22 protein-coding genes are annotated in these 23,539 nt (G+C 74.8%); 11 read left to right on the forward strand and 11 right to left on the reverse strand.

What is annotated here, in order from left to right:
- The first annotated feature begins 57 nt into the window (after window positions 1–57).
- Window positions 58–300 (forward strand): hypothetical protein, encoded by a 243-nt coding sequence (locus ABID81_RS05645; RefSeq protein ID WP_354593845.1) that lies wholly within the window; start codon window positions 58–60, stop codon window positions 298–300.
- 212 nt (window positions 301–512) lie between these two features.
- Here ABID81_RS05645 and ABID81_RS05650 read toward each other — a convergent pair whose 3' ends face one another.
- From ABID81_RS05650 to ABID81_RS05660, 3 genes are all read right to left on the reverse strand, one after another.
- Window positions 513–785 carry a zinc-ribbon domain-containing protein gene (locus ABID81_RS05650; protein WP_354593846.1) on the reverse strand — a complete coding sequence of 91 codons (273 nt, stop codon included), beginning with the start codon at window positions 783–785 and terminating at the stop codon, window positions 513–515.
- A 196-nt stretch (window positions 786–981) separates the two neighbouring features.
- The gene (locus tag ABID81_RS05655; protein WP_354593847.1) at window positions 982–3,390 is read right to left on the reverse strand and encodes a heavy metal translocating P-type ATPase; all 2,409 of its coding nucleotides are present in this window, start codon (window positions 3,388–3,390) and stop codon (window positions 982–984) included.
- Complete coding sequence (locus ABID81_RS05660; RefSeq protein WP_354593848.1) at window positions 3,387–3,614, reverse strand: heavy-metal-associated domain-containing protein; 228 nt, start codon at window positions 3,612–3,614, stop codon at window positions 3,387–3,389. Before ABID81_RS05660 ends, ABID81_RS05655 begins: the two co-directional genes overlap by 4 nt.
- A 173-nt stretch (window positions 3,615–3,787) precedes the next feature.
- Between ABID81_RS05660 and ABID81_RS05665 the strand changes: the two genes are divergently transcribed.
- Window positions 3,788–4,624 (forward strand): alpha/beta fold hydrolase, encoded by an 837-nt coding sequence (locus ABID81_RS05665; RefSeq protein WP_354593849.1) that lies wholly within the window; start codon window positions 3,788–3,790, stop codon window positions 4,622–4,624.
- A gap of 285 nt (window positions 4,625–4,909) precedes the next feature.
- On the forward strand, window positions 4,910–5,620 hold the full coding sequence (locus tag ABID81_RS05670; RefSeq protein ID WP_354593850.1) for a hypothetical protein: 711 nt from the start codon (window positions 4,910–4,912) through the stop codon (window positions 5,618–5,620).
- Between the two features lie 655 nt (window positions 5,621–6,275).
- Here ABID81_RS05670 and ABID81_RS05675 read toward each other — a convergent pair.
- Window positions 6,276–6,626 carry a hypothetical protein gene (locus ABID81_RS05675; RefSeq protein WP_354593851.1) on the reverse strand — a complete coding sequence of 117 codons (351 nt, stop codon included), beginning with the start codon at window positions 6,624–6,626 and terminating at the stop codon, window positions 6,276–6,278.
- A gap of 131 nt (window positions 6,627–6,757) precedes the next feature.
- On the opposite strand from ABID81_RS05675, the gene ABID81_RS05680 reads away from it, so the two are divergent.
- From ABID81_RS05680 to ABID81_RS05690, 3 genes are all read left to right on the forward strand, one after another.
- Entirely contained in the window at window positions 6,758–8,983 is a 2,226-nt protein-coding gene (locus ABID81_RS05680) for a serine hydrolase domain-containing protein (RefSeq protein WP_354593852.1), read from the forward strand.
- A 92-nt stretch (window positions 8,984–9,075) separates the two neighbouring features.
- Window positions 9,076–10,635, forward strand: a complete 1,560-nt coding sequence (locus ABID81_RS05685) for a sensor histidine kinase (RefSeq protein WP_354593853.1) — start codon at window positions 9,076–9,078, stop codon at window positions 10,633–10,635.
- Window positions 10,632–11,435, forward strand: a complete 804-nt coding sequence (locus tag ABID81_RS05690) for a response regulator (RefSeq protein WP_354593854.1) — start codon at window positions 10,632–10,634, stop codon at window positions 11,433–11,435. Before ABID81_RS05685 ends, ABID81_RS05690 begins: the two co-directional genes overlap by 4 nt.
- 397 nt (window positions 11,436–11,832) lie before the next feature.
- On the opposite strand, the gene ABID81_RS05695 is transcribed toward ABID81_RS05690, so the two are convergent.
- Complete coding sequence (locus tag ABID81_RS05695; protein WP_354593855.1) at window positions 11,833–12,144, reverse strand: hypothetical protein; 312 nt, start codon at window positions 12,142–12,144, stop codon at window positions 11,833–11,835.
- A gap of 465 nt (window positions 12,145–12,609) precedes the next feature.
- Here ABID81_RS05695 and ABID81_RS05700 point away from each other — a divergent pair, with 465 nt between their 5' ends.
- Complete coding sequence (locus ABID81_RS05700; protein ID WP_354593856.1) at window positions 12,610–13,335, forward strand: TSUP family transporter; 726 nt, start codon at window positions 12,610–12,612, stop codon at window positions 13,333–13,335.
- 279 nt (window positions 13,336–13,614) lie between these two features.
- On the forward strand, window positions 13,615–14,928 hold the full coding sequence (locus ABID81_RS05705) for a methyltransferase domain-containing protein (RefSeq protein WP_354593857.1): 1,314 nt from the start codon (window positions 13,615–13,617) through the stop codon (window positions 14,926–14,928).
- Between the two features lie 372 nt (window positions 14,929–15,300).
- On the opposite strand, the gene ABID81_RS05710 is transcribed toward ABID81_RS05705, so the two are convergent.
- The 4 genes from ABID81_RS05710 to ABID81_RS05725 all read right to left on the reverse strand — a co-directional run bounded on the left by ABID81_RS05710 (window position 15,301) and on the right by ABID81_RS05725 (window position 19,360).
- Window positions 15,301–16,131, reverse strand: coding sequence for a hypothetical protein (locus ABID81_RS05710; RefSeq protein WP_354593858.1), 831 nt, complete (start codon window positions 16,129–16,131; stop codon window positions 15,301–15,303).
- A gap of 230 nt (window positions 16,132–16,361) precedes the next feature.
- Window positions 16,362–17,714, reverse strand: a complete 1,353-nt coding sequence (locus ABID81_RS05715) for an alpha-amylase family glycosyl hydrolase (protein ID WP_354593859.1) — start codon at window positions 17,712–17,714, stop codon at window positions 16,362–16,364.
- A 76-nt stretch (window positions 17,715–17,790) separates the two neighbouring features.
- Window positions 17,791–18,150, reverse strand: coding sequence for a hypothetical protein (locus ABID81_RS05720; RefSeq protein WP_157490182.1), 360 nt, complete (start codon window positions 18,148–18,150; stop codon window positions 17,791–17,793).
- 208 nt (window positions 18,151–18,358) lie between these two features.
- Complete coding sequence (locus ABID81_RS05725; RefSeq protein ID WP_354593860.1) at window positions 18,359–19,360, reverse strand: iron-siderophore ABC transporter substrate-binding protein; 1,002 nt, start codon at window positions 19,358–19,360, stop codon at window positions 18,359–18,361.
- 121 nt (window positions 19,361–19,481) lie between these two features.
- Between ABID81_RS05725 and ABID81_RS05730 the strand changes: the two genes are divergently transcribed.
- From ABID81_RS05730 to ABID81_RS05740, 3 genes are read left to right on the forward strand one after another with little or no spacing between them, the layout of a single operon-like run.
- Window positions 19,482–20,543 (forward strand): FecCD family ABC transporter permease, encoded by a 1,062-nt coding sequence (locus ABID81_RS05730; RefSeq protein ID WP_354593861.1) that lies wholly within the window; start codon window positions 19,482–19,484, stop codon window positions 20,541–20,543.
- The gene (locus ABID81_RS05735) at window positions 20,540–21,607 is read left to right on the forward strand and encodes a FecCD family ABC transporter permease (protein WP_354593862.1); all 1,068 of its coding nucleotides are present in this window, start codon (window positions 20,540–20,542) and stop codon (window positions 21,605–21,607) included. The genes ABID81_RS05730 and ABID81_RS05735 overlap by 4 nt, the downstream gene beginning before the upstream one ends.
- A complete protein-coding gene (locus ABID81_RS05740; protein ID WP_502915183.1) occupies window positions 21,604–22,443 on the forward strand; it encodes an ABC transporter ATP-binding protein in 840 nt (279 codons plus the stop codon). Before ABID81_RS05735 ends, ABID81_RS05740 begins: the two co-directional genes overlap by 4 nt.
- 260 nt (window positions 22,444–22,703) lie before the next feature.
- Here the strand turns inward: ABID81_RS05740 and ABID81_RS05745 are convergent, their stop codons facing one another.
- Both ABID81_RS05745 and ABID81_RS05750 read right to left on the reverse strand, forming a co-directional pair.
- The gene (locus tag ABID81_RS05745; RefSeq protein WP_354593863.1) at window positions 22,704–23,057 is read right to left on the reverse strand and encodes a ribonuclease E inhibitor RraB; all 354 of its coding nucleotides are present in this window, start codon (window positions 23,055–23,057) and stop codon (window positions 22,704–22,706) included.
- Window positions 23,058–23,066: 9 nt separating this feature from the next.
- Window positions 23,067–23,219: a hypothetical protein gene (locus tag ABID81_RS05750; protein ID WP_354593864.1), complete on the reverse strand. Its 153-nt coding sequence runs from the start codon at window positions 23,217–23,219 to the stop codon at window positions 23,067–23,069.
- Window positions 23,220–23,539: the final 320 nt, after the last annotated feature.

A 23,539-nucleotide genomic window follows, 5' to 3' on the forward strand; every position in this document is an offset into this window, starting at 1 on the left:
GCACCCGAAGTGGGGGACAACGAACCCGACCCCGATGGCCGAACATCAGGTGTGGCGATGCGGACCGGTGACGAGGCGCTGCCCCCGTGCACCCTCTGCGCGGCACCGACCCGTCGCGAGCCGAACCCGTTCTACGGCACGGCCCTCTCGGTGCACCGTCACGTGCTCGTCTGCACGGCGTGTGCGACCGTCGGCTTCGGGCCGGCTCCGGACGACGACGACCCCGAGGAGGCGCGGCGTCGGCCCCACCGCGTCGGCCTGCGTGCCCGCGTGGCCGGCTGGTACCGCGCGCTGCCCTGACCTCGTCGTCGCGCCTCCCGCGCTCGCCCGCTCTGCGCCCGGCGTCCGCGCGGTCGGCGTCCGTGCGCTCGGCGACCCGACCGCCACCACGCCACGAAGCGGACACCGCGCCACGTCATGTCGTGGCGCGGTGTCCACTTCGTGGCGTGATGTCCGTCTCGTGGCACAGCGCTCCGCTCGTGCCCCGCGCCCGGTCGTCCCGGGTCGCGGCCTCAGCCCTGCTGCTGGCCGCCGCGGGTCGCCGCCGCGTGCTCGGCGTCGGCCTGGAACCGGACCGCCGCCTCGGCGTCGAGCTCGGTGCCCGACCCGCAGTAGGCGCAGGTGTAGACGTGCTTCGTCGAGTACGGGATCACCGGGATGAAGAACAACGTGAACCACCGACGGTGTTTGACCAGGCGCTGAGCGGCCTCGTTGCCGCAGACCCGGCAGACGAAGAAGAGGACGCCGAGCAGGGCACTCGTGCCCTTGGTGCCGAAGATGATCATGCGCTCACCCTAGGCGGGCCCGGTCCGTCCGGCCGGCCCGGCGGACCTGGCCAGGTCGCACGGCAGACCGCACATCGCACCTCGAGGTGAGCATCGCACCGCCGGATGAGGCGGTGCGACGTCCAGCCGGCGATGCGACACGAGACCGCTTGCGCCACACGCCGCCACACGCGCCGCACGCACCGCATGACGCGGCTCAGCCGGCGCGGAACCTCCGCAGGCGCAGGCTGTTCGTCACGACGAACACCGACGAGGCCGCCATCGCCGCGCCCGCCAGCACGGGGTTGAGCAGGCCGAGCATCGCGACCGGGATCGCCGCGACGTTGTAGGCGAAGGCCCAGAACAGGTTGCCCTTGATGGTGCCGAGGGTCGCCCGTGACAGCCGGATCGCGTCGGCCACGCCCGCGAGCTCGCCGCTCACGACGGTGAGGTCGCCCGCCGCGATCGCGGCGTCCGTGCCGGTGCCCAGCGCGATGCCGAGGTCGGCCGTGGCGAGTGCGGCCGCGTCGTTGACGCCGTCGCCGACCATCGCGACGACGCGACCGTCCGCCTGCAACCGGGCCACCGCCTCCACCTTCTGCTGAGGGGTCGCGTGGGCGACGACGTCGGCGACGTCGATGCCGACCTGCGCCGCGACGTGTCGGGCCGCGCCCTCGTTGTCGCCCGTCAGCAGCACCGGCGTCAGGCCGAGGCGGCGGAAGCGCTCGACGGCCTCGCGCGCACCCGGCTTGACGGTGTCGGCGACGGTCACGACGCCGCGCACGACGCCGTCCCAGGCGACGGCGACGGGGGTCGCGCCGGTCGCCTCGGCCGTGGTGAACGCCTCCTCGAGTTCAGGAGGCGCGGTGACCGACCACTCGTCGGCCAGCCACCCGGGGCGGCCGACCAGCACGACCGTGCCGTCGACCAGGGCCTGCACGCCGGCGCCCGCGTGGGCGGCGAACTGCTCGGCGGGCGGGACGTCGAGCCCGCGACGGGCCGCCTCGGCTTCGATCGCGCGGGCGACGGGGTGCTCCGAGCCGGACTCGACGGCGGCTGCCCGGGCCAGGACGTCGTCGACGCCGACCTCGGCACCGGCACCGGCGGCGACGCTCTCGGCGGTGCCCGCGCCTCCCGCCGGCTCGCCCACGACCACCTCGCGCACGCCCATGCGCCCGGTCGTGACCGTGCCGGTCTTGTCGAGCACGATCGTGTCGACCGTCCGGGTGCGCTCGAGCACCTGCGGCCCGCGGATCACGATGCCGAGCTGCGAGCCGCGGCCCGTGCCGACCAGCAGGGCGGTCGGCGTCGCGAGCCCCAGCGCGCACGGGCAGGCGATGATCAGCGTGGCCACGGCCGCGGTGAACGCGGTCTGCAGCGACCCGCCGAACGCCAGCCAGCCCACGAAGGTCAGCACGGCCAGCCCGATGACGACGGGCACGAACACGGCCGAGACCCGGTCGGCGAGCCGCTGCACCTCGGTCTTGCCGCTCTGGGCCTCCTCGACGAGGCGCCCGAGGCGGGCGAGCTCGGTGTCCGCGCCGACGCGGGTGATCTCGACGAGCAGGCGCCCGCCGACGTTGAGCGTCGCCCCGACGACGCGGTCGCCCGGGCCGACCTCGACCGGCACGGACTCGCCGGTGAGCATGCTCAGGTCGACGGCCGAGGTGCCCTCGCGCACGAAGGCGTCGCTGGCGATCGATTCTCCGGGACGGACGACCACGAGGTCGCCGGGCACCAGGCTCGCGGTGGCGACCCGCGCCTCCCGGCCGTCGCGCAGCACCGAGGCCTCCTTCGCGCCGAGTTCGAGCAGGGCGCGCAGGGCCTCGCCCGAGCGGCGCTTGGCGCGGGCCTCGAGCCAGCGCCCGAGCAGGATGAACACCGTCACCGCCGCCGCGACCTCGAGGTAGATCTCGGTCGGGCCACCGTGGGTCGCGACCAGGCTGAACGACATGTGCATGCCGGGGCGACCGGCGTCGCCGAAGAACAACGCCCAGAGCGACCAGGCGAAGGCGGCGATCACACCGACGCTCACGAGGGTGTCCATGGTGGCGGCGCCGTGCCGCGCGTTCACGGCGGCGGCGCGGTGGAACGGCCAGGCACCCCAGACGACGACCGGCGCGGCCAGGGTCAGGGCGAGCCACTGCCAGTTCGTGAACTGCAGCGCCGGCACCATCGAGAGCAGGGCCACCGGCAGGGCGAGGGCGGCGCTGACCAGGGTGCGGTGGCGGAGGGCGTCGACCTCGGCTGCCCGGGCGTCCGGGGCGTCGTCGGCCGAGCCGCCGGCCGCACCGGCCGAGGACGCAGGAGGCGCGGGCACGGTGGCCCCGTACCCCGCCGCGACCACCGTGGCGATCAGCGCGTCGACGTCGGGTGCGTCCGCACCGGCGTCACCGGTCGCGGCGCCACCGGCCACGACCCGCACGTGCGCCTTCTCGGTCGCGTAGTTCACCGACGCCTCGACGCCGGGCAGCTTGTTGAGCTTCCGCTCGATGCGGTTCGCGCAGGAGGCGCAGGTCATGCCGCTGATGTCGAGCTGCACGGCGTCGAGGGGCGCGGCGTCGAGCGGCGCGGTGGCCCGCGGGACGCCCGCGCCCGACCGACCCGCGCCTCCTGCGGTCGTCATCGTGCGGACAGCTGGTAGCCGGCCTCTTCGACGGCGGCCCGGAGCTGGTCGTGCCCGACGGTGGCGTCGGCCGAGACCGAGACGGTGGAGGCGCCTCCCGGGTTCAGGTCGACCTCGACCGAGTCGACGCCGTCGACCTCGGTGAGCTCTTCGGTGACGCTGGCGACGCAGTGCTCGCAGGTCATGCCGTCGACCTGCAGGGTGGTGATGGTGGAGTCGGTCATGCGCTGTCCTCTCGATCGGCCCTCAGGTTATACCCCCTAGGGGTATCACGCCAGGCCCGCCGTCGGTTGTCCCCCACCTCCGAGAAGCCTCCGCGTCGAGGCGGCTCCCGGCGGCCCGGACTACGAACGGAGGTGGACCTGCCAGGACGGCAGGAGAGAGAAGGCACCCGACCATGACCGAGATCACCGCCCACCACGGCCTCTTCAAGGACACGAACCTCCACGTCGACGACACCGGCGGCTCGGGCCGCACCGTCGTCCTCATCCACGGCTGGCCCCTCTCGGGCGAGTCCTGGAGCAAGCAGGTCCCCGCGTTCGTCGACGCCGGCTACCGCGTCGTCACGTACGACCGCCGCGGCTTCGGACGCAGCGACAAGCCCAAGACCGGCTACGACTACGACCACCTGACCGAGGACCTGCACACCGTCCTCACCGAGCTCGACCTGCAGGACGTCACGCTCGTCGGCTTCTCCATGGGTGGCGGCGAGGTCGCCCGCTACTTCACGAAGTACGGCACCGAGCGCCTGCACAGCGTGGTCTTCGCCTCGGCCGTGCCCCCGTACCTGATGAAGACCGACGACAACCCGGACGGCCCCCTGACGAAGGAGGCCGCCGCCGACATGACGGCCGGCCTGACCAAGGACGAGGACTCGTTCTACGACGACTTCACGACCGGCTTCTTCTCGGTCGACGGCGTGCTCAAGGTGTCCGAGGCCGACCGCCAGGACGCCCTGCGCCTCGCCAAGCAGGCCTCGAAGCCCGCCGCCCTCGAGGCCATGGCCTCGTTCGCGAACACCGACTTCCGCGACGACCTGACCAAGGTCACCGTGCCGACGCTCGTCATCCACGGTGACGGCGACGCGACGGTTCCCTTCGAGGGGTCGGGCGCTCGCACGCACGCCGCCGTCGCGGGCTCGGAGCTGCACGTCATCAAGGGCGCACCGCACGGTGCCAACGTCAGCGACGCCGACGAGTTCAACCGCGTGGTGCTGGAGTTCCTCGCGAAGTAGGCGCTCACCCGGGGCGGCCGCGGCCGCTCCTGACGCGACTCCCAGGAGGCGCGGTGCGGGTCCTCGAGGCCGGCACCGCGCCTCCTGTGCGTGGGCCCCGCGTGGGCACCGCGTACGCCCCGCGTGCGCCCCGCGTGGGCCTGCCGGGTGGGCCTGTGGGGTTGGCCCTCGTTCGGGGGTGAAGATCACGAGCGGATAACGAACCCGGGGTGCGACCCATCGTTCCGGGCCACGGCGGCGAACCCTGTACATCCCCACCGGGACCAACAGACAAGGAGCTTCACCATGAACGCCTTCACTCGCAAGCGCATCACGAAAGCCGCCTTCGGCATCGCCGCCTCGGGCGCCCTGATCTTCTCCCTCGCCGCCTGCTCGTCCAACTCGGGCACCGCGACCGACACCTCCTCGACCTCGACCTCCGCGTCGGCCGAGCCCACCGCCGAGGCCACCCCCCTGGCCACGATCGCCGACCTCAGCAACGGCGTCGACACCCAGGTCACCGTCGACGCGTCCTTCGTCGAAGCCCTCACCTCGCTCGGCCTCACCCCCGGCGTCGTCGGCTCGGCGACCTTCGACTCGGCCACGGGCACGTTCGCGTTCCCCATCACCGGCGGCAACGTCGACTACTACGACCCCAACGGCGACGTCCGCCCCTACGTCCAGGGCGAGATCGACCACGACGGCTCCGGCCTGTCGCTGACCGCCGGCGACACCGTCGTCGAACTCACCGACTTCCGCATCGACCCGGGCGAGAGCAAGCTCTACGGCACCGTCACCGCCAACGGCCAGGTCGCCGCCGAAGACGCCTACCTGTTCAACCTCTGGGGCGGCACCTTGAAGCCCATCCAGATGGAAGGCACCAACGCCGTCCTCGAGGGCACCACCGTCCACATCAGCCACGACGCCGCAGCCCTGCTGAACCAGACCTTCAACACCGACGCCGTCCAGGACGAGATGCTCGTCGGCGTCGCGAAGATCACCGCCGCCACGGAGTAGTACCCGTCTGGCCGGCTCCGCCGGCCTGGCCCCCAGTTCACACCCTGCCCGCAGAGTGTGAACCCGGAACCCGGGTCGTCTCCGTGACGACGCACCGGCCCCGCCCTGCTCGGCGGGGCCGGCGATCCCGGTGGACCCCGCCTCGTGCCCCGCACGAGGCGGGGTTTTTCCGTTCCCCCCACGCGCCGTCGCGGGAACCCACGCCCCCGCGCAGCCATGAACCCGGTTTCGAACGACGAACCCCGTTCCTTCCGGGTTCATCGTTCGAAACCGGGTTCATCGCACGTCCCCACGCTCGCCCGCATCCCGTTTCCGGCACCGGGCGCCCGGCACCCCACACCCCTCACCCCTCACCCCTCACCCCTCACCCCTCGCCCCGCACCCCGCACCCCGCACCCCGCACCCCGACCAGTCTCGAACCCGGTTTCGAACGACGAACCCCGTTCCTTTCGGGTTCATCGTTCGAAACCGGGTTCATCGCGCGTCCGACGCACACGTCCGCCCCACGCACACGCCCGCCCCACGCACCCACCACCGCGGACCCAGCCCGCCGCCGACGGCCCCCCGGGCACGCCACCTCAGCCCCGAACCCCGTTCACGAAGACGAACCCCGAGAAAACGGGGTTCATCTTCGCGAACGGGGTTCGGGCGGGCATCACGACCGACCCGCAGGCGGTGGCCACGGGTCGGGCTCGGCCGTGCTGCGGGCGATGAGCCCGCGGACGTCGGCGTCGTGCTGCAGCGTCCAGGCGACGGCGGAGTTCAGCGACGACGCCGTGTGCAGCCAGGGCCGACGTCCGCCCTCGTCGCGGCAGTGGGCGTAGACGTCGAACGCGAAGCCGCCCGTCACGGGCCGCTGCCGGACGTAGCCGAGCGGCGCCGCCTCACCCTGCCGGATCAGCCACAGCCCTTGCCCACCCGGGATCGGCGGGTGCGCGCACGGGTGCTCGGCGGGAGGCTTGCGCAGCACCGCCCGCGCGTTCTCGAACTTCGTCTGCACGCCCATGTCGGCGACCGTAGGGGCGACCACCGACGTCCGGGGTCGACGTGCGTCACGTCGACGTACGACGAAAGTCGCAGGGCAGGTCCCGACTCCTGCACCCGGTGGCGCCGCCGTGCACCCGCGAGCGTGGAGTCATGACCACGACACCGACTCGAGAAGCCCCTCCGTCCCGCCGGCGCCACCCGCGCCTCCTCGTCCGAAAGGGCCTCGCGGCTGCCGCCGTCGTCGCCCTGGGCGTGACGCTCACCGGGTGCGCGTCCGGGGCGACGGGCGCGACCGCCGACGCCGCGCCTCCCGCACCTCCGCAGCACCAGCCCGGCGGACACTCCCTCACGCACGACGACGTCGACTCGTGGCTCGACGGTGCCGTCGGGTCGGCGCTGCAGACCACGGGCATCCCGGGGGCGACCGTGTCGGTCGTCGCCGACGGCGAGCTGCTGACCGCGCGCGGCTACGGCATGGCCGACACCGGCACGGGCGACACGCCTGCCGAGGCCGTCGACCCCGACCGCACGCTGTTCCGCGTCGGCTCGGTGTCGAAGGTGGTCTCGGCCACCGCGATCATGCAGCTCGTCGAGGACGGCGACCTCGACCTCGACGCCGACGTGCAGCAGTACCTCGACTTCGACCTCGACACCCCGAAGGGCACCGTCACCCTGCGGCACCTGCTCACCCACACCGCCGGCTTCGAAGAAGTCATCTCGGGGCTCATCGGCACGCCCGGCAGCGAGAAGACGCTCCGCGAGGCCGTCTCGGACGCCCCACCCGCCCAGGTGTTCACGCCCGGCACCACCCCGGCCTACTCCAACTACGGAGCCACCCTGGCCGGTTACATCGCCCAGCGGGTCAGCCGCGTGCCCTTCGACGAACTGCTGCAGCGGCAGGTCTTCGACCGGGTCGGCATGACCTCGTCGTCGTTCGCGCAGCCGTTGCCCGACGAGCTCGACGCACGCCTGGCGCACGGCTACCCCGACGACTCGGAGCCCGCCGTGCCGACCGAGGTCGTCAACGCGGCCCCGGCCGGTGCGATGTCGGCGACCGCGACCGACATGGCCCGCTTCATGCTGGCCCACCTCGGCGACCTGCCCGACGACCAGGCGTTGCTCCGGCCCGACACGCTCGCCGAGATGCACCGCCCCGCCCTCGACGCCGACGACCTCGGCACGCTCGTCGCCGGCCAGCGCATGGACCTCGCCTTCTTCGACGACAGCACCCCCGGCCTGGCCGCCTTCGGCCACGACGGCGACACGCAGGTCTTCCACTCGGCGATGCGGATGTTCCCCGAGCACGACACCGGCATCTTCGTCAGCACGAACGGCAGCGGACGCTCGGCCACGGCCTCGCTCGACCTGCGCACCACGGTGCTGCAGGGCTTCGCGGACCGCTACCTGCGCGACGCGTCGGCCGCCGGGTCGGCCGCGGGTTCGGGCGACCCGACCGACGGTGACGGCCGAGGAGGCGCGGGCACCGTCGACGACGGAGCACCCGCCGCCGACGCGGTCGCCTCGGGCACCGGGCCCGGGTCCGACGCCAGTGCCAGCGCCGCCACCGGCGCCGGCGACGCGACCGAGGGACCGGTGGCGGCCGACCTGGCCGGCACCTACCTCTCGTCGCGCTCCCCCGTCACCAACCCCGGCGCCCTGCTCGCCCTGTCCGGCCAGACCACGGTCGCGGCCCGGTCGGACGGCACGGTCGCCGTGACCCCGAAGCCGCTCGGCGTGACCACCGGCGTCTACGAGAAGGTCGGCACGGACCTGTGGCGCGAGGTCGGCGGGGACGCCGTGCTGGCGACGCGGACGGCCGGTGACGCCTCCGGCACCGACGGGGACGCGACCGTCGAGGCGATCTCGTGGGGCGCCTCCTTCACCATGCTGCGGGCGCAGCCCTGGCAGGTGGCGTCGGCCGTGCTGCCGAGCGTCGCGCTGGCCGTCGTGGTGCTGCTCGCCTCGATGATCGTCTGGCCCGCGACCGCCCTCGCCGGGGTCGGACGACGGCGCCGGGACCTCCGGGCGGGCGTGTCGGGCTCGGTGGTCACCACTCCTCGTCGCCGCGACCGCACCCTGCTGCTGTCCCGACTCGGGCAGGCGTCGACGCTGCTGGCGCTCGTCGGCTGGGCGGTCGTCGCGGTGCAGGCCATGTCGTTCGCCGAGGTGTCGGCCGTCACCCTGCGCGTGCTGCAGGGGCTACAGCTGCTCGGCGTCGTCGCCATCGCGCCGGCCGCGCTGGTCGCCGTGCAGGCCCTGCGGGACCGCCGGGGATGGGCCGTCGTGACCGGACGCGTGCTCGTCGTCGTCTCGTTGGGGGCCCTCGCCGGGTTCGCGTTCGGCTTCCGACTCATCGCTCCGAGCGTGAGCTTCTGATGGCTCGCCCCCAGCACGACGTCGGGGCCGACGGTGCACAGCCGTCGTCGGCCCGGGGCCAGGAGGCGCGGACCACCTGGCATGCTCGGACGGTGACCTCGACCCCTGACACCCCGCACACCGGGGCTGGCCGTCCCACCGGGGCGGGCCGTCCAGGCGAGGCGGCCCGTCCCGCCTGGCCCGACGGCACCGACGGCGCCGACGGCCCCGCCGGGCCCGGCGTCGCGGCGGTGCGTCACGGCCTCGCGCGGCTGGGCGTGCACACGACGCTCGGTCGGGACGTCGCCCTCGCCGTCGTCTGGGCACTCGTGACCGTCGCCTTCCTCGCGACGCTGCTCGCGGCAGGCGAGTTCTACGGGGCCGACCGCAGCATCCCGGGCGGCCAGGTCGCGGCGGTGGTCGTGCTGACGCTCGTGCAGCACGTGCCCCTCGCGTTCCGGCGGGTCCGACCGGTCCCCGCCCTGCTCGCCGTCGCCGTGCTGCAGGCCGGCCTGCTCGCGGTGCTGCCGACCGGTCTCGCCCTCTGGACGGCCGCGCCCGTCGTCACCGCCTACACGGTCGCCACGCTCCGACCGACCCGGGCCGTCGTCGCGGTCGTGCTCGCGGCGGTGGGCGTCGAGGCCGTCGGTGCCGCCGTCGGGGCGGCGTCGATCGTGAAGGACCAGCTCGGGGCCACGCCGGGCCTGGGCGAGCTCGGCGCGGTCGTCGAGGCGCTCGCCCTCGTGGCGAGCGCCGTGCTGATCAACGGCGTGAGCGCCGCCGTCGGCTCGTGGGTCGCCCTGCGCCGGGACCACGACCGCGACGCCCGAGCCCGGGCCGCCGAGACCGTCGAGCACCAGGCCACGCTCACCCGGGCCGCGGTCGCCGCCGAGCGCACGCGCATGGCCCGCGAGCTGCACGACGTCGCCGCGCACCACCTCACCGGGCTGGTCGTGCAGGCCGGCGCCGCCGAACGTCTCGTCGACGGTGACCCCGAGCGTGCGAAGGAGAGCCTGCGCAGCGTCCGCGCCCAGGGCCGCGAGACCCTGGACGCCCTGCGGTCGATCGTGGGCATCCTGCGCGAGACGGGCGACGAACCGACCGGCACGGTGCCGGTGCCGGGCCTCGACGACGTGGGCGACCTCGTCGACCGGGCCCGCGCCTCCGGGGCCGTCGTCGAATCGCACGTCGACGGGGCGCTGCCGAGGCTGGCACCGCTCGCCGACGTGACGGCCTACCGCACCGTGCAAGAGGCGCTCGTCAACGCCCGTCGGCACGCGCCGGGGGCGACGGTCGAGCTGCACCTACGGGCCGGTGCCGGGGCACTCGTGGTCGTCGTCGAGAACGACCTGCCCGCCGCCCGTGACACGTCGGGCGGTGGTGGCTTCGGGCTGGTGGGCATGCGCGAGCGGGCCGACCTGGTCGGTGGACGGCTCGAGACCGGACCGACCCCCGAGGGGCGATGGCGCGTGCGGCTCGAGTTGCCGGTCGAGGCCGTCCGCGGAGCCGCGGCGAGCGCCGGGGGCGGGGGCGAGGGCGGGGGCGAGGCCGGAACCGGAACCGGAGCCGGGGCCGGAACCGGAACCGGAGCCGGGGCCGGGGCCGGAGCCGGAGCCGGAGCCGGAGCCGGGGCACCTGACCCGACGGCGGTCGACGACGGGCGTGTGCCGTGATCCGCGTGGTGCTGGTCGACGACCAGGCGATCGTCCGCACGGGGTTCCGGGTCGTGCTCGAGACGGCCGGGGGCATCGAGGTCGTCGGCGAGGCCTCCGGAGGGCGCGAGGCGGTCGAGGTCGTCCGCCGCACCCGCCCCGACGTCGTCGTGATGGACGTCCGCATGCCCGGCGGCGACGGCATCGAGGCGACGCGTGCCATCGTCGACTCCCGAGACGGCACCGGCACGCCGGGAGTCGACGCGGCCGGCGCCGGCACTCCGGGCGTCGACGCGGCCGGTGGTGGTGGCGGCGGCGGGACCATGCGCCTCGGCGGCGCTCCGACCCCCGGCACCGAGGCCACCGACGGGCAGGAGGCGCGGGTCGGGTCGGCGAGCGCCCCCGCCGTCCTCGTCGCCACGACCTTCGACCTCGACGAGTACGTGTTCGGAGCCCTCGAGGCCGGTGCGAGCGGCTTCGTCCTCAAGGACGTCGAGCCGGACGAGTTCGTCGGCGCCGTCCGGGCCCTGGCGTCGGGGCGGGCCGCCATCGACGGTGCCACCACGCGTCGGGTGATCGCCGAGTTCACGCGGCGTCGGCGGGCGTCGACGGTCGAGCCGTCGCCCGACGTCCTCACCGGACGCGAGCGCGAACTCGTCCGCCTGCTCGGCGAGGGCCTCTCGAACGACGAGATCGGCGAACGCCTGGTCGTCGAGACGAGCACGGTCAAGTCGCACCTCACCCGCATCACGACGAAGCTCGGCACCCGCGACCGGCTGCAGACGGTCGTCTGGGCCTACCGCTCAGGTCTCTTGCCCTGAGCCGGGTGGCCCGACACCCCTGCGCCGAGACGGGCGTCGCGCCATCGGCCCTCGTCGCACCGCCACGTAGACGTCGCACCGCCGAATCCGGCGGTGCGACGTTCAGTCCGTGGTGCGATGTCCGCCAGCCCGCCCGGGGCGGCGGCGACGGCGACGGCGACGGCGACGCGATCGTCGAATCGGACCCGTCGTCGAACACCACGAACGTGCCGCTCGCGACGAAGACGTTCGTCGACACCCTCTGATCGGGCAGGCCCCGGGGGCCGTCGTCGCACCGCCGTCGGCCTCGCTGAGGTTCGCCGTGCCGACGCGGCACCGCCGAGTGGACGAGACACCGCGGCGTTCGGCGGCGTCCAGTCCACTCGGCGGTGTCGTACGGCGGAGCTGGCTACGCGGGCTACGCGACCGGCTCGACGAGCGAGACGTGCTGCGTCGCCACCCGCACGGGCTGGCCGGCGAAGGCAGCCGCGCGCGCCTCTGACTGGAGGTAGGCGGCCTCGACCTCGGCGAACCGGGCGGCGTCGCCCGGCGTGCTGACGGCCCAGACGAACTGGTTCGCGTCGCGGTCGGCGTAGGCGAACTCGATCTCGAACCCCTCCGAGAGGCGTGCGGGGATGAGCGTCGACGTGAACCAGGCGACGAAGTCGTCGAGCACCCCCTCGACGAGCTCGTAGCGGCGCAGCTGGACGGTCTTCGACGAGTCGGTCATCCCGCCACCCTACTGACGCCCGAACGACACCACGAGACGGGCGCCGCACCACGAGACGGGCACCGCACCACGACTAGTCCTGGTGCGGTGCCCATCGCCTGACGTCGTGCGCGCAGGTCGCATGCCGCTTGCCGCCACGCCGCACGCCGCACGCTGCACGGAGGCCCAGCCGACCAGCCACCTGCCCGGCCAGCCATCCCGCCACGAACTCGACATCCCGCCACGACATCGCGTGGCGGGATGTCGACATCGTGGCGGGATGCGCGGCCGCGGCGCCCGAACGGCGTCGAGCCGCACAGAAGGAAGCACACCCCATCCCCACCGCACCACGAGATGGGCACCGCACAACGGCTAGTCCTGGTGCGGTGCCCGTCGCCTGGCGTCGTGCTCGCGCGCAGCGCGCCGCAGGTCGCAGGGCAGGAGGCGCGGCGCCGGCCGGTCCCGCCACCCCGGTAGCGTGGCCGGGTGACTCCGCTGACGCTCGCCCTCGCCGCCGCGGCGATCGTGGTCGGTGCGCTCACGCAGCGCATGGCCGGCATCGGCTTCGCGTTGACCGCGGCGCCCCTGCTCGTCGTCGTGCTCGGTCCCGAGGCCGGGGTCTCCGTCGGCAACGCCCTCGCCGCCGTGCTCGCGCTGGTCGTGTTGGCGAGCACGTGGCGGACGGTGCGGTGGCGGACGGCGGCCCTCCTCGTCCTGCCGGCGCTCGTGACGATCCCGATCGGAGCGTGGGTCGTCCAGACCGCCCCGACCGGCCCGCTGACCATCGCGGTGGGCGCCCTGGCGCTGGTCGGAGTGCTGGTGATGGCGTTCTCGAGCCGCGCGCGCCTCCTGCCCGGCCGCGTCGGCGCCGTCGCCGCGGGGGCCCTCGGTGGCTTCATGAACGTCACCGCCGGGGTCGGCGGTCCGGCCCTCACCGTCCACGCGACGAGCGACCGGTGGCCACGCGAGGTCTTCGTGGGCACGGGTCAGGTCTTCCTGCTGGCGATCAACCTGACCTCGGTGCTGACGAAGGGCATCCCATCCGAGCCGCTGCCCGTCTGGGCGGGCGCCCTCGCCCTGCTCTTCGTCGGCGCCTTCGTCGGCCACCACCTCAGCAAGGTCGTCCCGGCGCGGGTCGGACGCATCCTCGTGCTGACGCTCGCCGCCCTCGGCAGCGCGCTCGCCCTCGTCCGAGGCATCACCCAGCTCTGAGCCGCGCCACCCGCCCGGCTCCGCCGCCCGCCACCGCCCGGCACCGCCGCCCGCCCCTGCCGACCACTCGCCGCTCCGCACCCAGGCCGCCCGCTCCCGCCGACCACCCGCCCCACCACGCCCGGCACCGCCGGCCACCGCCCGGCGCCGCCGTCCGCCTCCGCCCGGCACAGCCGCCCGCCACCCCGCGGCACCGCACGGCCGAGCCTCCCGCCACCCCCTCCGGACCGAGGAGGCGCGGGTCGTCACCCCGCGCACCTCGCCTAGACTCGGCCCGCCATGCAGTGCGACTACTTCGACGCGGGGCTGTGCCGGTCGTGCACGCTCCTCGACCGCCCCTACCCGGTGCAGGTCGCCGACAAGGAGGCCCGCGTCCTCGACCTGCTCGGCGCACGCCACGCCCCCGCGACCTGGCTGCCGACGCTGACCAGCCCCGAGTCAGGGTTCCGCAACAAGGCGAAGATGGTCGTCGGCGGCACGATCGACGAACCCACGCTGGGCATCCTCGACGGGCGCGGGCAGGGCGTCGACCTCCGCGGGTGCGGCCTGCACACCGAGGGCATCCAGGCGGCGCTGCCGACGCTGGCGGCGTTCGTGACCCGCGCGCGCCTCCTGCCCTACGACGTGCCGAGGCGACGCGGCGAGGCGAAGTACGTGCACGTGACCGAGTCGCCGTCGGGCGAGCTGATGGTGCGCTTCGTGCTGCGCAGCGAGCAGGCCCTGCCGCGGCTCCGCACCGAACTGCCGTGGCTGCTCGACGAGCTCCCGCAGGTCGCCGTCGTCTCGGTCAACCTGCTGCCCGAGCACAAGGCCGTCCTCGAGGGAGCCGACGAGATCGTGCTGACCGAGCGCGAGACGCTGACCATGCGACTCGGCGCGGTCGACCTCGAGCTGCGACCGCAGAGCTTCTTCCAGACGAACACGGCGATCGCCGCCGGCCTCTACGCCCAGGCCGCCGAGTGGGTCGACGACCTCGACCCCGCCCGCGTCTGGGACCTCTACTGCGGCGTCGGCGGCTTCGCCCTGCACGTCGCCCACCCGGGCGCGGGACGCACGAGCCGCCACCACCACCGCGAGGTCGTCGGCATCGAGACCAGCGAGGAGGCGGTGGCCAGCGCCCGGGGCAGCGCCCGTCGCGCAGGCCTCGAGCACGTGCGCTTCGCGGCGGACGACGCGACCCGGTTCGCGACGTCGTCGGGGTCGGAGTTCATGGGACCTGGGACCTCGGGGTCGGTGTCGTCGGGGCCGGGGTCGTCGTCGGGGCCCGGGGCCTCGGGGTCGGCGCCGTCGGAGTCGGGGTCAGCGCCCTCGGGGCCTGGCACCGCACCTCCGGAGGCCACGTCCTCGGGACCCGGCACCGCGCCTCCCGAGCTCGTGATCGTCAACCCGCCGCGACGCGGCATCGGCGCGGTGCTGGCCGGCTGGCTCGAGGAGTCGGCCGTCGAGCACGTCGTGTACTCGAGCTGCAACCCCGTGACGTTGGCGAGCGACCTCGACGCCATGCCCTCGTTCGAGGTCGTCGCCGCGCGCGTGTTCGACATGTTCCCGCAGACGCCGCACCTCGAGGCGATGGCGCTGCTCCGCCGCCGCTGAACTGCGCCGCCCGCCGTCCGCCGCCCGCCGTCCGTTGCCCGCCGTCGCCCCACCGCCACGCGCTCATGAACCCGGTTTCGAACGATGAACCCACGTGCTCCCGGGTTCGTCGTTCGAAACCGGGTTCACGGGGCCGGGCGGGCCGGCCGGGGCGGGGCGAGCCGGGGCGGGGCCGGGCGAGCCGGGGCGGGGCCGGGCGAGCCGGGGCGGGGCCGGGCGAGCCGGGGCGGGGCCGGGCGAGCCGGGGCGAGCCGGGCGGGGCGGGGCGAGCCGGGCGGGGCGGGGCGGGCCGGCCGGGGCGGGGCGAGCGGGGCGGGCCAGGGCGGCGAGGACGAGAGACCGCCACCCGGCCCCCGGCGCGGCCCGCGCAGCTCAGAGCGCGACGGTGCTGCTCCGCCACCCGAGCGAGTCGGCTCCCGTCTGCCAGACGACCGTGAGACCGCGCCCGGCCCCGCCCTCCCCTCCGACCTCGGTCGTGAAGCGCTTGCCCGACCCGGCCGAGACGGCGTCGATCGACCCGAGCGGCTGCCCGTCGACGAACGCCCACAGCGTGTCGGGGTAGCCGACGACGCTCGGCTCGGTCTGGTCCTGGCTCAGCGGGCTGGCGAACGAGATCGACGCGGGGGCCGTCGGGTCGTACGCCGCGCCTCCTACGGTCTGGTCCTCGGCACCGACGGCCGGGTTCGTCCACTCGTAGAGGGAGTCGCCGGTCGGCGGCACACCCGCGTCGTCGACGCGGAGGCCGTCGGCGGTCTCACGCACGACCCACGCGTCGGCGAGCTCGTCGGTCGTCGCGCTCACGAGGGTGAACGCACCCTCGGGGCCCTCGGCCGAGGCGAGCTCGACGTCGCGCAGGGCGTCGGCCTCGGCGGGGGTGACCGTGCCGTCGGCGGGTGAGGCCGAGGCGAAGGTCTGCTCGGCGCCGTAGAACTGCTGCGCCTCCGGGCTGAGCAGGGCCCAGGCGGCGGCCGTGTCGCCGGTCGCGATCGCGTCGAGGTAGCGGCCGACGATCGCCTGCTCGGCCGAAGCCGGCTCCGCGTCGGCCGGGGCCGCGTCGGTGGGGGTCGCGGACGTGGCACTCGGCGAGCCCGTCGCGGCCGCGGTCGGGGCGGTGACGGAGGGGTCGGTCGTGCACCCGGTGGCGGCGACCAGCGCACCGACGGCGAGGGTCGAGGTCATGAGGAGTTCTCGTGTCTTTGCCATGCCTGGCACGGTAGCGAGGGCCCGGACGGGCTCGTCGCGACTCCCAGCGTATGCCCACGCACGCCGGACGACCCCGAACGGGCAGGACGTGCTGCTCGCCACGAACCGACGAGCACCTTCTGCCCACTCACCCGCGACCCGGCGCCACGCCACCCCCGCGAGGCGCGGGCCGGCAGGTGCAGGCCGGCAGGCGCAGGCCGCGAGACGAAGGCCGGGAGGCGCGGGCCGGGTCAGCCACGCGCGACCACCGCCCAGCCGTGCGGCCCGACCGAGAGCACGTCCCCGTCGAGTCCGGCGTCACGACCCGCCAGCCACTCGCCCGGGGCGGGATCGGCCACGCGCAGCTCGTCGTCGCCGAGGTTGAGCGCGACGACCAGCGACTCCCCGGGCCCGGCGCCGGTCACCTCGAGCACGAGCGACTCGTTGGCGACCGAGACGGTGCGGCTGCGGGCGGTGTGCAGCCACGGGTGCCGACGCCGCACGCCGATCAGCCGCTGGTGGAGGGCGAGCACGTCGGGGAGGGCGTCCGGGACGCCGGCGCCCGGCGCCTCGGCAGGCGTCGCGGGGAACGCGGGGCGCACGGCGTCGTCGCCGCCGACCCGCGCCTCCTTGACGGCCCGCAGTCCGAACTCGTCGCCGTAGTAGACCGACGGGGTGCCGCCCAGCACGAAGAGCAGGGCGATCGCGTGGTCGTGGTGGCGCTCGTCGTCGATCTGGCTGGCGATGCGCGTGACGTCGTGGTTGCCGACGAAGGTCAGCGGGACGAAGTCGGCCAAGAACTCGTGGTGACGTCGCAGCGCCCACTCGAGCTCGAACAGGTTGACCTCGTCGACGCCGTGCCAGATGCCCTGCCACAGCTCGTATTGGGTGACGGAGTCGAGTCCGCCGTCACGGACGGCCGCCGCGTAGTCGCCGTGCAGCACCTCGCCGACGACGTACACGTCGGGGTGCCGTTCGCGCAGCGGCGGCAGCACGGTCGCCCAGAACTCCGACGGCACCGAGTAGGCGGCGTCGAGGCGCCAGGCGTCGGCACCCCGGTCGGCCCAGTGCGTGAGGACGTCGGTCACCGTGCGGGCGACCTCGGGCGACGAGTGGTCGAGGGCGATGAGCCCTCCGTGCCCCTCGAAGGTGCCCAGGCTGCCGTCGGCCTCGCGCCGGAACAGGGCGGCCGCCCGGGAGTCGGGATCGCGGCGGGCCTCGACCAGCGCCGGGAACTCGGGACCGACGTGGTTGAAGACGCCGTCGAGCATCACCTTGACGCCCTTGGCGTGGGCGGCCTCGATCAGGGTGACGAGGTCGGCCTCGGTGCCGAGTCGCGGGTCGACGGTGAACCAGTCGATCGTGTCGTAGCCGTGCGTCGACGACGCGAACACCGGGCCGAGCGCGAGGCCGTTGGCCCCGAGCGCCAGCAGGTGGTCGAGCCACGGGACGAGGTCGAGGAGGCGCGGTGCCGGCGAGCGGTCCGCTCCGGTCGTGTCCGCCCCGACGAAGCCGAGGGGGTACACGTGCCACCACACGACGTGCTCGGTCCAGGCCGGGCCCTGCCAGGCGGGAGGCGTCACGGGGTGCTGCTGTTCGCTCATTCGCGCCACCCTAGTGACGGGCGGTCGGGAGGCGTCCCCCTGTTCCGCTCGCGGGGCCGCGCAGCGCGTCCCCCGTTCAGCTCGCGGGGCCGAGCAGCACCGCGAGCAGGGCGGCCGCACCGCCGACGATGAACAGCATCGTGCCGGCCTGCATCGTGCGGGTCTTGTTGCGGTCGGCCGTCGGCACGTCGACCTCGAGGATGGGGCAGCCCGACCAGCCGATCAGCCCGACGCTCAGGGCGACCAGCGCCGCGCCGACCCAGAAGAGCGTCGCCAGCCCCGCCGAGAGCAGGGCCGGGCGCCAGCCGGTCGAGAGCAGCAGCCCCAGGGCCACCGCCACGCTGCCGACCGCGGCGACGAACCAGATCGTGCCAGTCCACATGATGCGTTGGACGTTTTTCTCGGGGGTCATCAGGTCGTGCAGCTCGTGGGTCACCAGAACATCTTTCACCCTCTGCAGCGATCCGGCGCACACGGGCACCGGAAACGGGCGGGTCCGGGCGACGCGGGCGTCCGGAGACGCCCGCACCGCACGGACCCGCCCGTCCTGAGCGTCGCGGCGCAGTCCGCGAGCGTCGCGGCGCAGTCCGCGGGCGTCGCGGCGCAGACCGCGGGCGTCGCGGCGCAGACCGCGAGCGTCGCGACTACTTCGTGGCGTCCTCGAGCAGCGGCACCAGCTTCTCGAGCGCGTACTGCCGCGAGAGCGCCGAACCGAGCGAGTACGCCGCGGCGACGTCGCCGTCGATGACGACCGCGTGGCCCTCCTGCACGGCCGGCAGGGCCTTCCACTGCGCGTCGTCGGTGATCTCGGTGGTGTCGATGTAGATCGGGAACGCCACGATGACGTCGGCGTCGATCTCGTCGAGCTGCTCGCTCGAGATCGAGACCGAGAAGCCGCCGGCGTTCGGCGCCAGCGCCGCGATGGCGGGGTTCTGCTCGAAGCCGAGCGCCTCGAGCTGGTCGACCCGCTCGCTGTCCTCGACGTAGGCGCCCCAGCCCTCGCTGGTCTTCGTGGCGGCGGTGACCGTCTTGCCCTTCCACTCGGGGTGGGCGGCGGCGACGGCCTCGACCGCCTTCTCGTTCTCGTCGACGAGCTGCTCGCCCTTCGCCTCTTCGCCGAGGGCCTCCGACACGAGCTCCATCTGGTCGTCGAAGTCGGTCAGGTAGTTCTCGCCGCCCTCGGGCGCGCCGACGGTCGGGGCGATGCTCGACAGGCGGTCGTAGCGGTCCTGGTCGCCCGAGCTCTTCGTGTCGAGGATCACGTCGGGCTCGAGGGCCGCGATCGCCTCGTACGAGGGCTCGAGGGTGCCGATGATCTCGGGGGCCTGGTCGTAGAGGCCCTGCGCCCACGGGCCCACGCCGTCGGCCGCGTCGCCGAAGGCCAGCCAGTCGGACGCCCCGACGGGCTGCACGCCCAGGGCCAGCGCCGCCTCGGCGTCGCCCCAGCCGAGCGCGACGACCCGCGTCGGCTTCTTCTCGATGGTGACCTCGCCGAACTTCGTGTCGATCGACACCGGGAACGCCCCCGACCCGCCGGAGGCCGCGCCCGAGGGGCTGTCGGAACCGGAGCCGGAGTCGGCCGAACAGCCGGCCAGGGCGAGGGTGGCGACCGCGACGGCGGCGGCGATCGAGAGTGTGGTGCGCATGGGTTCCTCAGGGCTGTGACGTCGGTGCTGTGACGTGGTGTCGGGCGGAAGGTGGGGTGCAGGGGTCGGTGCCGGGGACATCGGGCACGACTCCAAGTGAGGGTAGCCTAAGCTAATCATCATGGCGATGCCCCGAGCGCACACGGTCGGCGGTGCCCCGCGACCGACGCGAGGCTCCCGGCGCACCCGCACGCGCCTCCTCGCCCTCGTGGCCGCGCTGGCCCTGCTGGCCCTCGCCGTCGTGCTGGGTCTCGCCGTCGGCGCGCGGCCGGTCGCCTTCGACGAGGTGCTGCGCGTCCTGACCGGCGCCGCGAGCCGCGACACGGCCGACGCCACCGCCGTGCTCGACCTGCGCCTGCCACGCACCGTCGCCGCGATCGTCGCCGGTGCCGGCCTCGGGGTGGCCGGGGCCGTCGTGCAGGCCGTCACGCGCAACCCGCTGGCCGACCCGGGCATCCTCGGCGTGACCTCGGGCAGCGCCTTCGCCGTCGCCCTCGCGGTCGGCTTCGCCGGGGTCACCTCGGCGAGCGGCTGGGTCTGGTTCTCGTTCGTCGGCGCGGGCGTCGCGACCGTGGCGGTCGCCCTGATCGGCGGCGCCGGACGAGGAGGCGGTGGCCCGGCCCGCCTGACCCTCGCCGGCCTCGCGCTCGGGTCGGTGCTCGCGGGCATCACCTCGTCGATCGTGCTGGCCGACCCCCGCCGCTTCGACGCCGTGCGCGCGTGGGAGGTCGGCTCCCTCGCCGACCGCGGCTGGGACCCCGTGCTGACGGTGCTGCCCTTCGTCGCGGCCGGGGTCGTCGTCGCGATGGTCGCCTCGCGCCCCCTCGACGCCGTCGCCCTCGGCGACGAGCACGCCGCGTCGGTCGGCGTGTCGGTGCCCGCCGTGCGGGTCGTCTCGTTGGTCGTCGTCACCCTGCTGGCCGGAGGCGCGACCGCGGTGGTCGGGCCCGTCGCCTTCGTGGGCCTCATGGTCGCGCACGCCGCCCGCGGCCTGGTCGGCCCCAGCCAGCCCTGGGTCACCGGCCTGTCGGCCGTGCTCGGGCCCGTGCTGCTGCTGCTCGCCGACGTTCTCGGACGGGTGGTGGCTCCCCCCGGCGAACTCGCGGCGGGACTCGTGACGGCGGCCGTCGGCGCACCCGTGCTCATCGCGATCGCCCGCCGCCGACGGGTGGGCGGCGCATGACGCGGGCGGACACCCGGCCGGGTACGCCGAGGACGACCGCCGCGCCGGGTGCCGGCCCGCGCCTCCTGCGCTCGTGGCGTTCGACCGGCGGGCGGCGCCGCACCGCGACGCTCGTGCTGGTCGTGGTGGCCGTCGTCGTCGCGATCGTCGCCCTCGGCATCGGCGACTACCCGCTCAGCCCGCCCCAGGTCGTACGGGCCCTGTTCGGCGGTGACGGGTTCGCGTCGACCATCGTGCTGAACTGGCGGCTGCCGCGCGTGCTCGCCGCCCTCGTCTTCGGCGCCGCCCTCGGAGTCTCGGGCGCGATCTTCCAGTCGCTGACCCGCAACCCGTTGGGTTCGCCCGACGTGATCGGCTTCTCGACCGGGGCCTACACGGGGGCGATCGTCGTCATCGTGTCGGGCGCCGCGTCGACGATCGGCACCGCGGCCGGCGCCCTGGTCGGCGGGCTGGCGACGGCGCTGGTCGTCTACCTGCTGGCCTACCGCCGCGGCGTCCACGGGCTGCGACTGATCATCGTGGGCATCGGCGTCACGGCCCTGCTGCACTCGGTCAACAGCTGGCTGCTGTTGCGCGCCCAGGCCGAGGTCGCCCTGACCGCGTCGTTCTGGGGCGCGGGGTCGCTCGCGCTCGTCGGGTGGCAGCAGCTCGTGCCGGCCCTCGTGCTGCTCGTCGTGCTGACCCCGTTCGTCACGGCCCTGTCCCGGCCCCTGCGGCAGCTCGAGCTCGGCGACGACACCGCCCGGTCGCACGGGCTGCGCACCGAGGGGTCGCGGCTGGCGCTCGTCGTGGTCGGCGTCGCGCTGACCGCCGTGGTGACCGCGAGCACCGGGCCCATCGCGTTCGTCGCCCTGGCCGCACCCCAGCTCGCCCGGCGCCTCGTGCGCTCGGCCGGGGTGCCGCTCGTCGGCGGCGGTCTCGTCGGCGCGGTGCTGCTGCTCGTCGCCGACCTGGTCGCCCAGCACGTGGCCCCCACCCCCGTGCCGGTCGGCCTCGTCACCCTCGTGATCGGCGGGGTCTACCTCATCACGTTGCTCGTCTCGGAATCCCGGAGGTCCGCGTGAACGCCGACGCCACCCGCCCGCCCGCACCGGACGCGAGCCGTGCCGCCGACGCGACCCGCGCCTCCCGCCTGTCGGCACGGCGGGCCCACCTCGCGTACGACCGCCGCACGGTCAGCGAGGCCGTCGACGCGGACGTCCGCGAGGGCTCGTTCACGGTGATCGTCGGGCCGAACGCCTGTGGCAAGTCGACGCTGCTGAGGGCCTTCGCGCGCCTCCTGAAGCCCCGGTCGGGGTCGGTGCTGCTCGACGGACGCGAGCTCGCGGGCGTCCCGGCGAAGGAGGCGGCGCGCATCGTGGGCCTGCTGCCCCAGACGTCGACCGCTCCGGACGGCATCACGGTCGCCGAACTGGTGGCTCGCGGTCGCTACCCGCACCAGGGGCTGTTCCGGCAGTGGACCGCGAACGACCGCGAGGCGGTCGACGCCGCCCTCGCCGAGACCGACCTGACCGACCTGGTCGACGTGCCGGTCGACGAGCTGTCGGGCGGACAGCGGCAGCGGGTCTGGGTCGCGATGGCGCTCGCGCAGCAGACGCCGGTGCTGCTGCTCGACGAACCGACGACCTACCTCGACATCGCCCACCAGTACGACCTGCTCGACCTCTTCGCGCGGCTGCACGGGCAGGGCACGACCGTGGTGGCGGTGCTGCACGACCTGAACCAGGCCGCGCGGTACGCGACCGACCTGATCGTGATGGCCGACGGCGACGTGGTGGCGACGGGGACCCCGGCCGAGGTGCTGACCGAGCAGCTCGTCACCGACGTGTTCGACCTGCCCTGCGTCGTCGTGCCCGACCCCGTGACGGGGTCGCCGATGGTCGTGCCGCGCCGCCGCTGACGTCCGAGTGGCGGACCTGCCGCGTCGCGTCGCGTCGCGTCGCGTCGCGTCGCGTCGCGTCGCGTCGCGTCGCGTCGCGTCGCGCGGTCGCACCACCCGCGCCGGGGGGGGGCCCCCCCCCCCGGGGGGGGGGGGGGGGCGCGGCGGGGGGGGGGGGGGCCGCGCCCCCCCCCCGGCGCGCCCCCCCCCCCCGCCGGGGGGGGGCCCCCCCCCCCCGCGCGGGTGGTGCGACCTCCCCGCGGCGGCGTGGAGCCCCCGGCTCAGGCCTGCGCTTCGGCGATGACCTCGGCGCTCCAGCCGTCGTACCGACCACCGGCCCGCTGCACGACGTCGAAGACCTCACGGGTGAAGGTGACGGCGCGGTCGTCGTCGAGCGCGTCCTCGCGACCCGCCTCGAGTGAGGCGCCGAGCACGCCCCGGCGCGTGAGCGTCACGTCGTAGCCCGACGTGCGCAGCTCGTCGGCCGCCCGTTCGGCGGCTGCCCTGCGCGGGAAGTCGGCCGAGTGCGTGACGGCCCGCGGCAGGTCGAACCGGTCACGGAGCTGGTTGCGGGTCACCAGCTGCGCGGCGCAGCGCTGCAGGTGGACCGCGATGCCCTCGTCCGTCGGTGCCACGGAACGGCCCTAGCGGGTGCGGGCGGCGGGGCGTCCGCCGCGGCCCCGACGGTCGGCACGCGGCGCACGCGAGGGCAGCACCGCCGCGACCAAGAAGAAGACGATGCCGAAGACGACGACGATCGACCCGATGACCATGAGGGCGATGATGACGGTTTCCATCCGCCCATCCTCCCGGGCGGGCGGGGTGCGCACAAGGCGCGACCGCTGAGCATCCCCTGCCCGCGCCTCCCCGGTCCCCGTCCGGCGACCTGGCTCGGGGCGTTCCTCCCGACGGGGCCGGACCACGTCTCGTGCCCCCTCGGTGCCCGCCACGGACCAGGAGGCGCGGGGCGGCGGGGTACGCCTCCCAGCGTCCGGGCACCGGGGGGCGGGCAGACAGTCGTACCACCGCCACGGTCCGCACGCCCTCATCTGGCCCGATGTCGGTGGCCGGACGTAGCGTCGAGGTCGCCGGTGCGACGGGGGACGTCGCCCGGCCC

This window comes from Frigoribacterium sp. PvP054, assembly GCF_040547465.1.
Classification (GTDB): Bacteria; Actinomycetota; Actinomycetes; order Actinomycetales; family Microbacteriaceae; genus Frigoribacterium.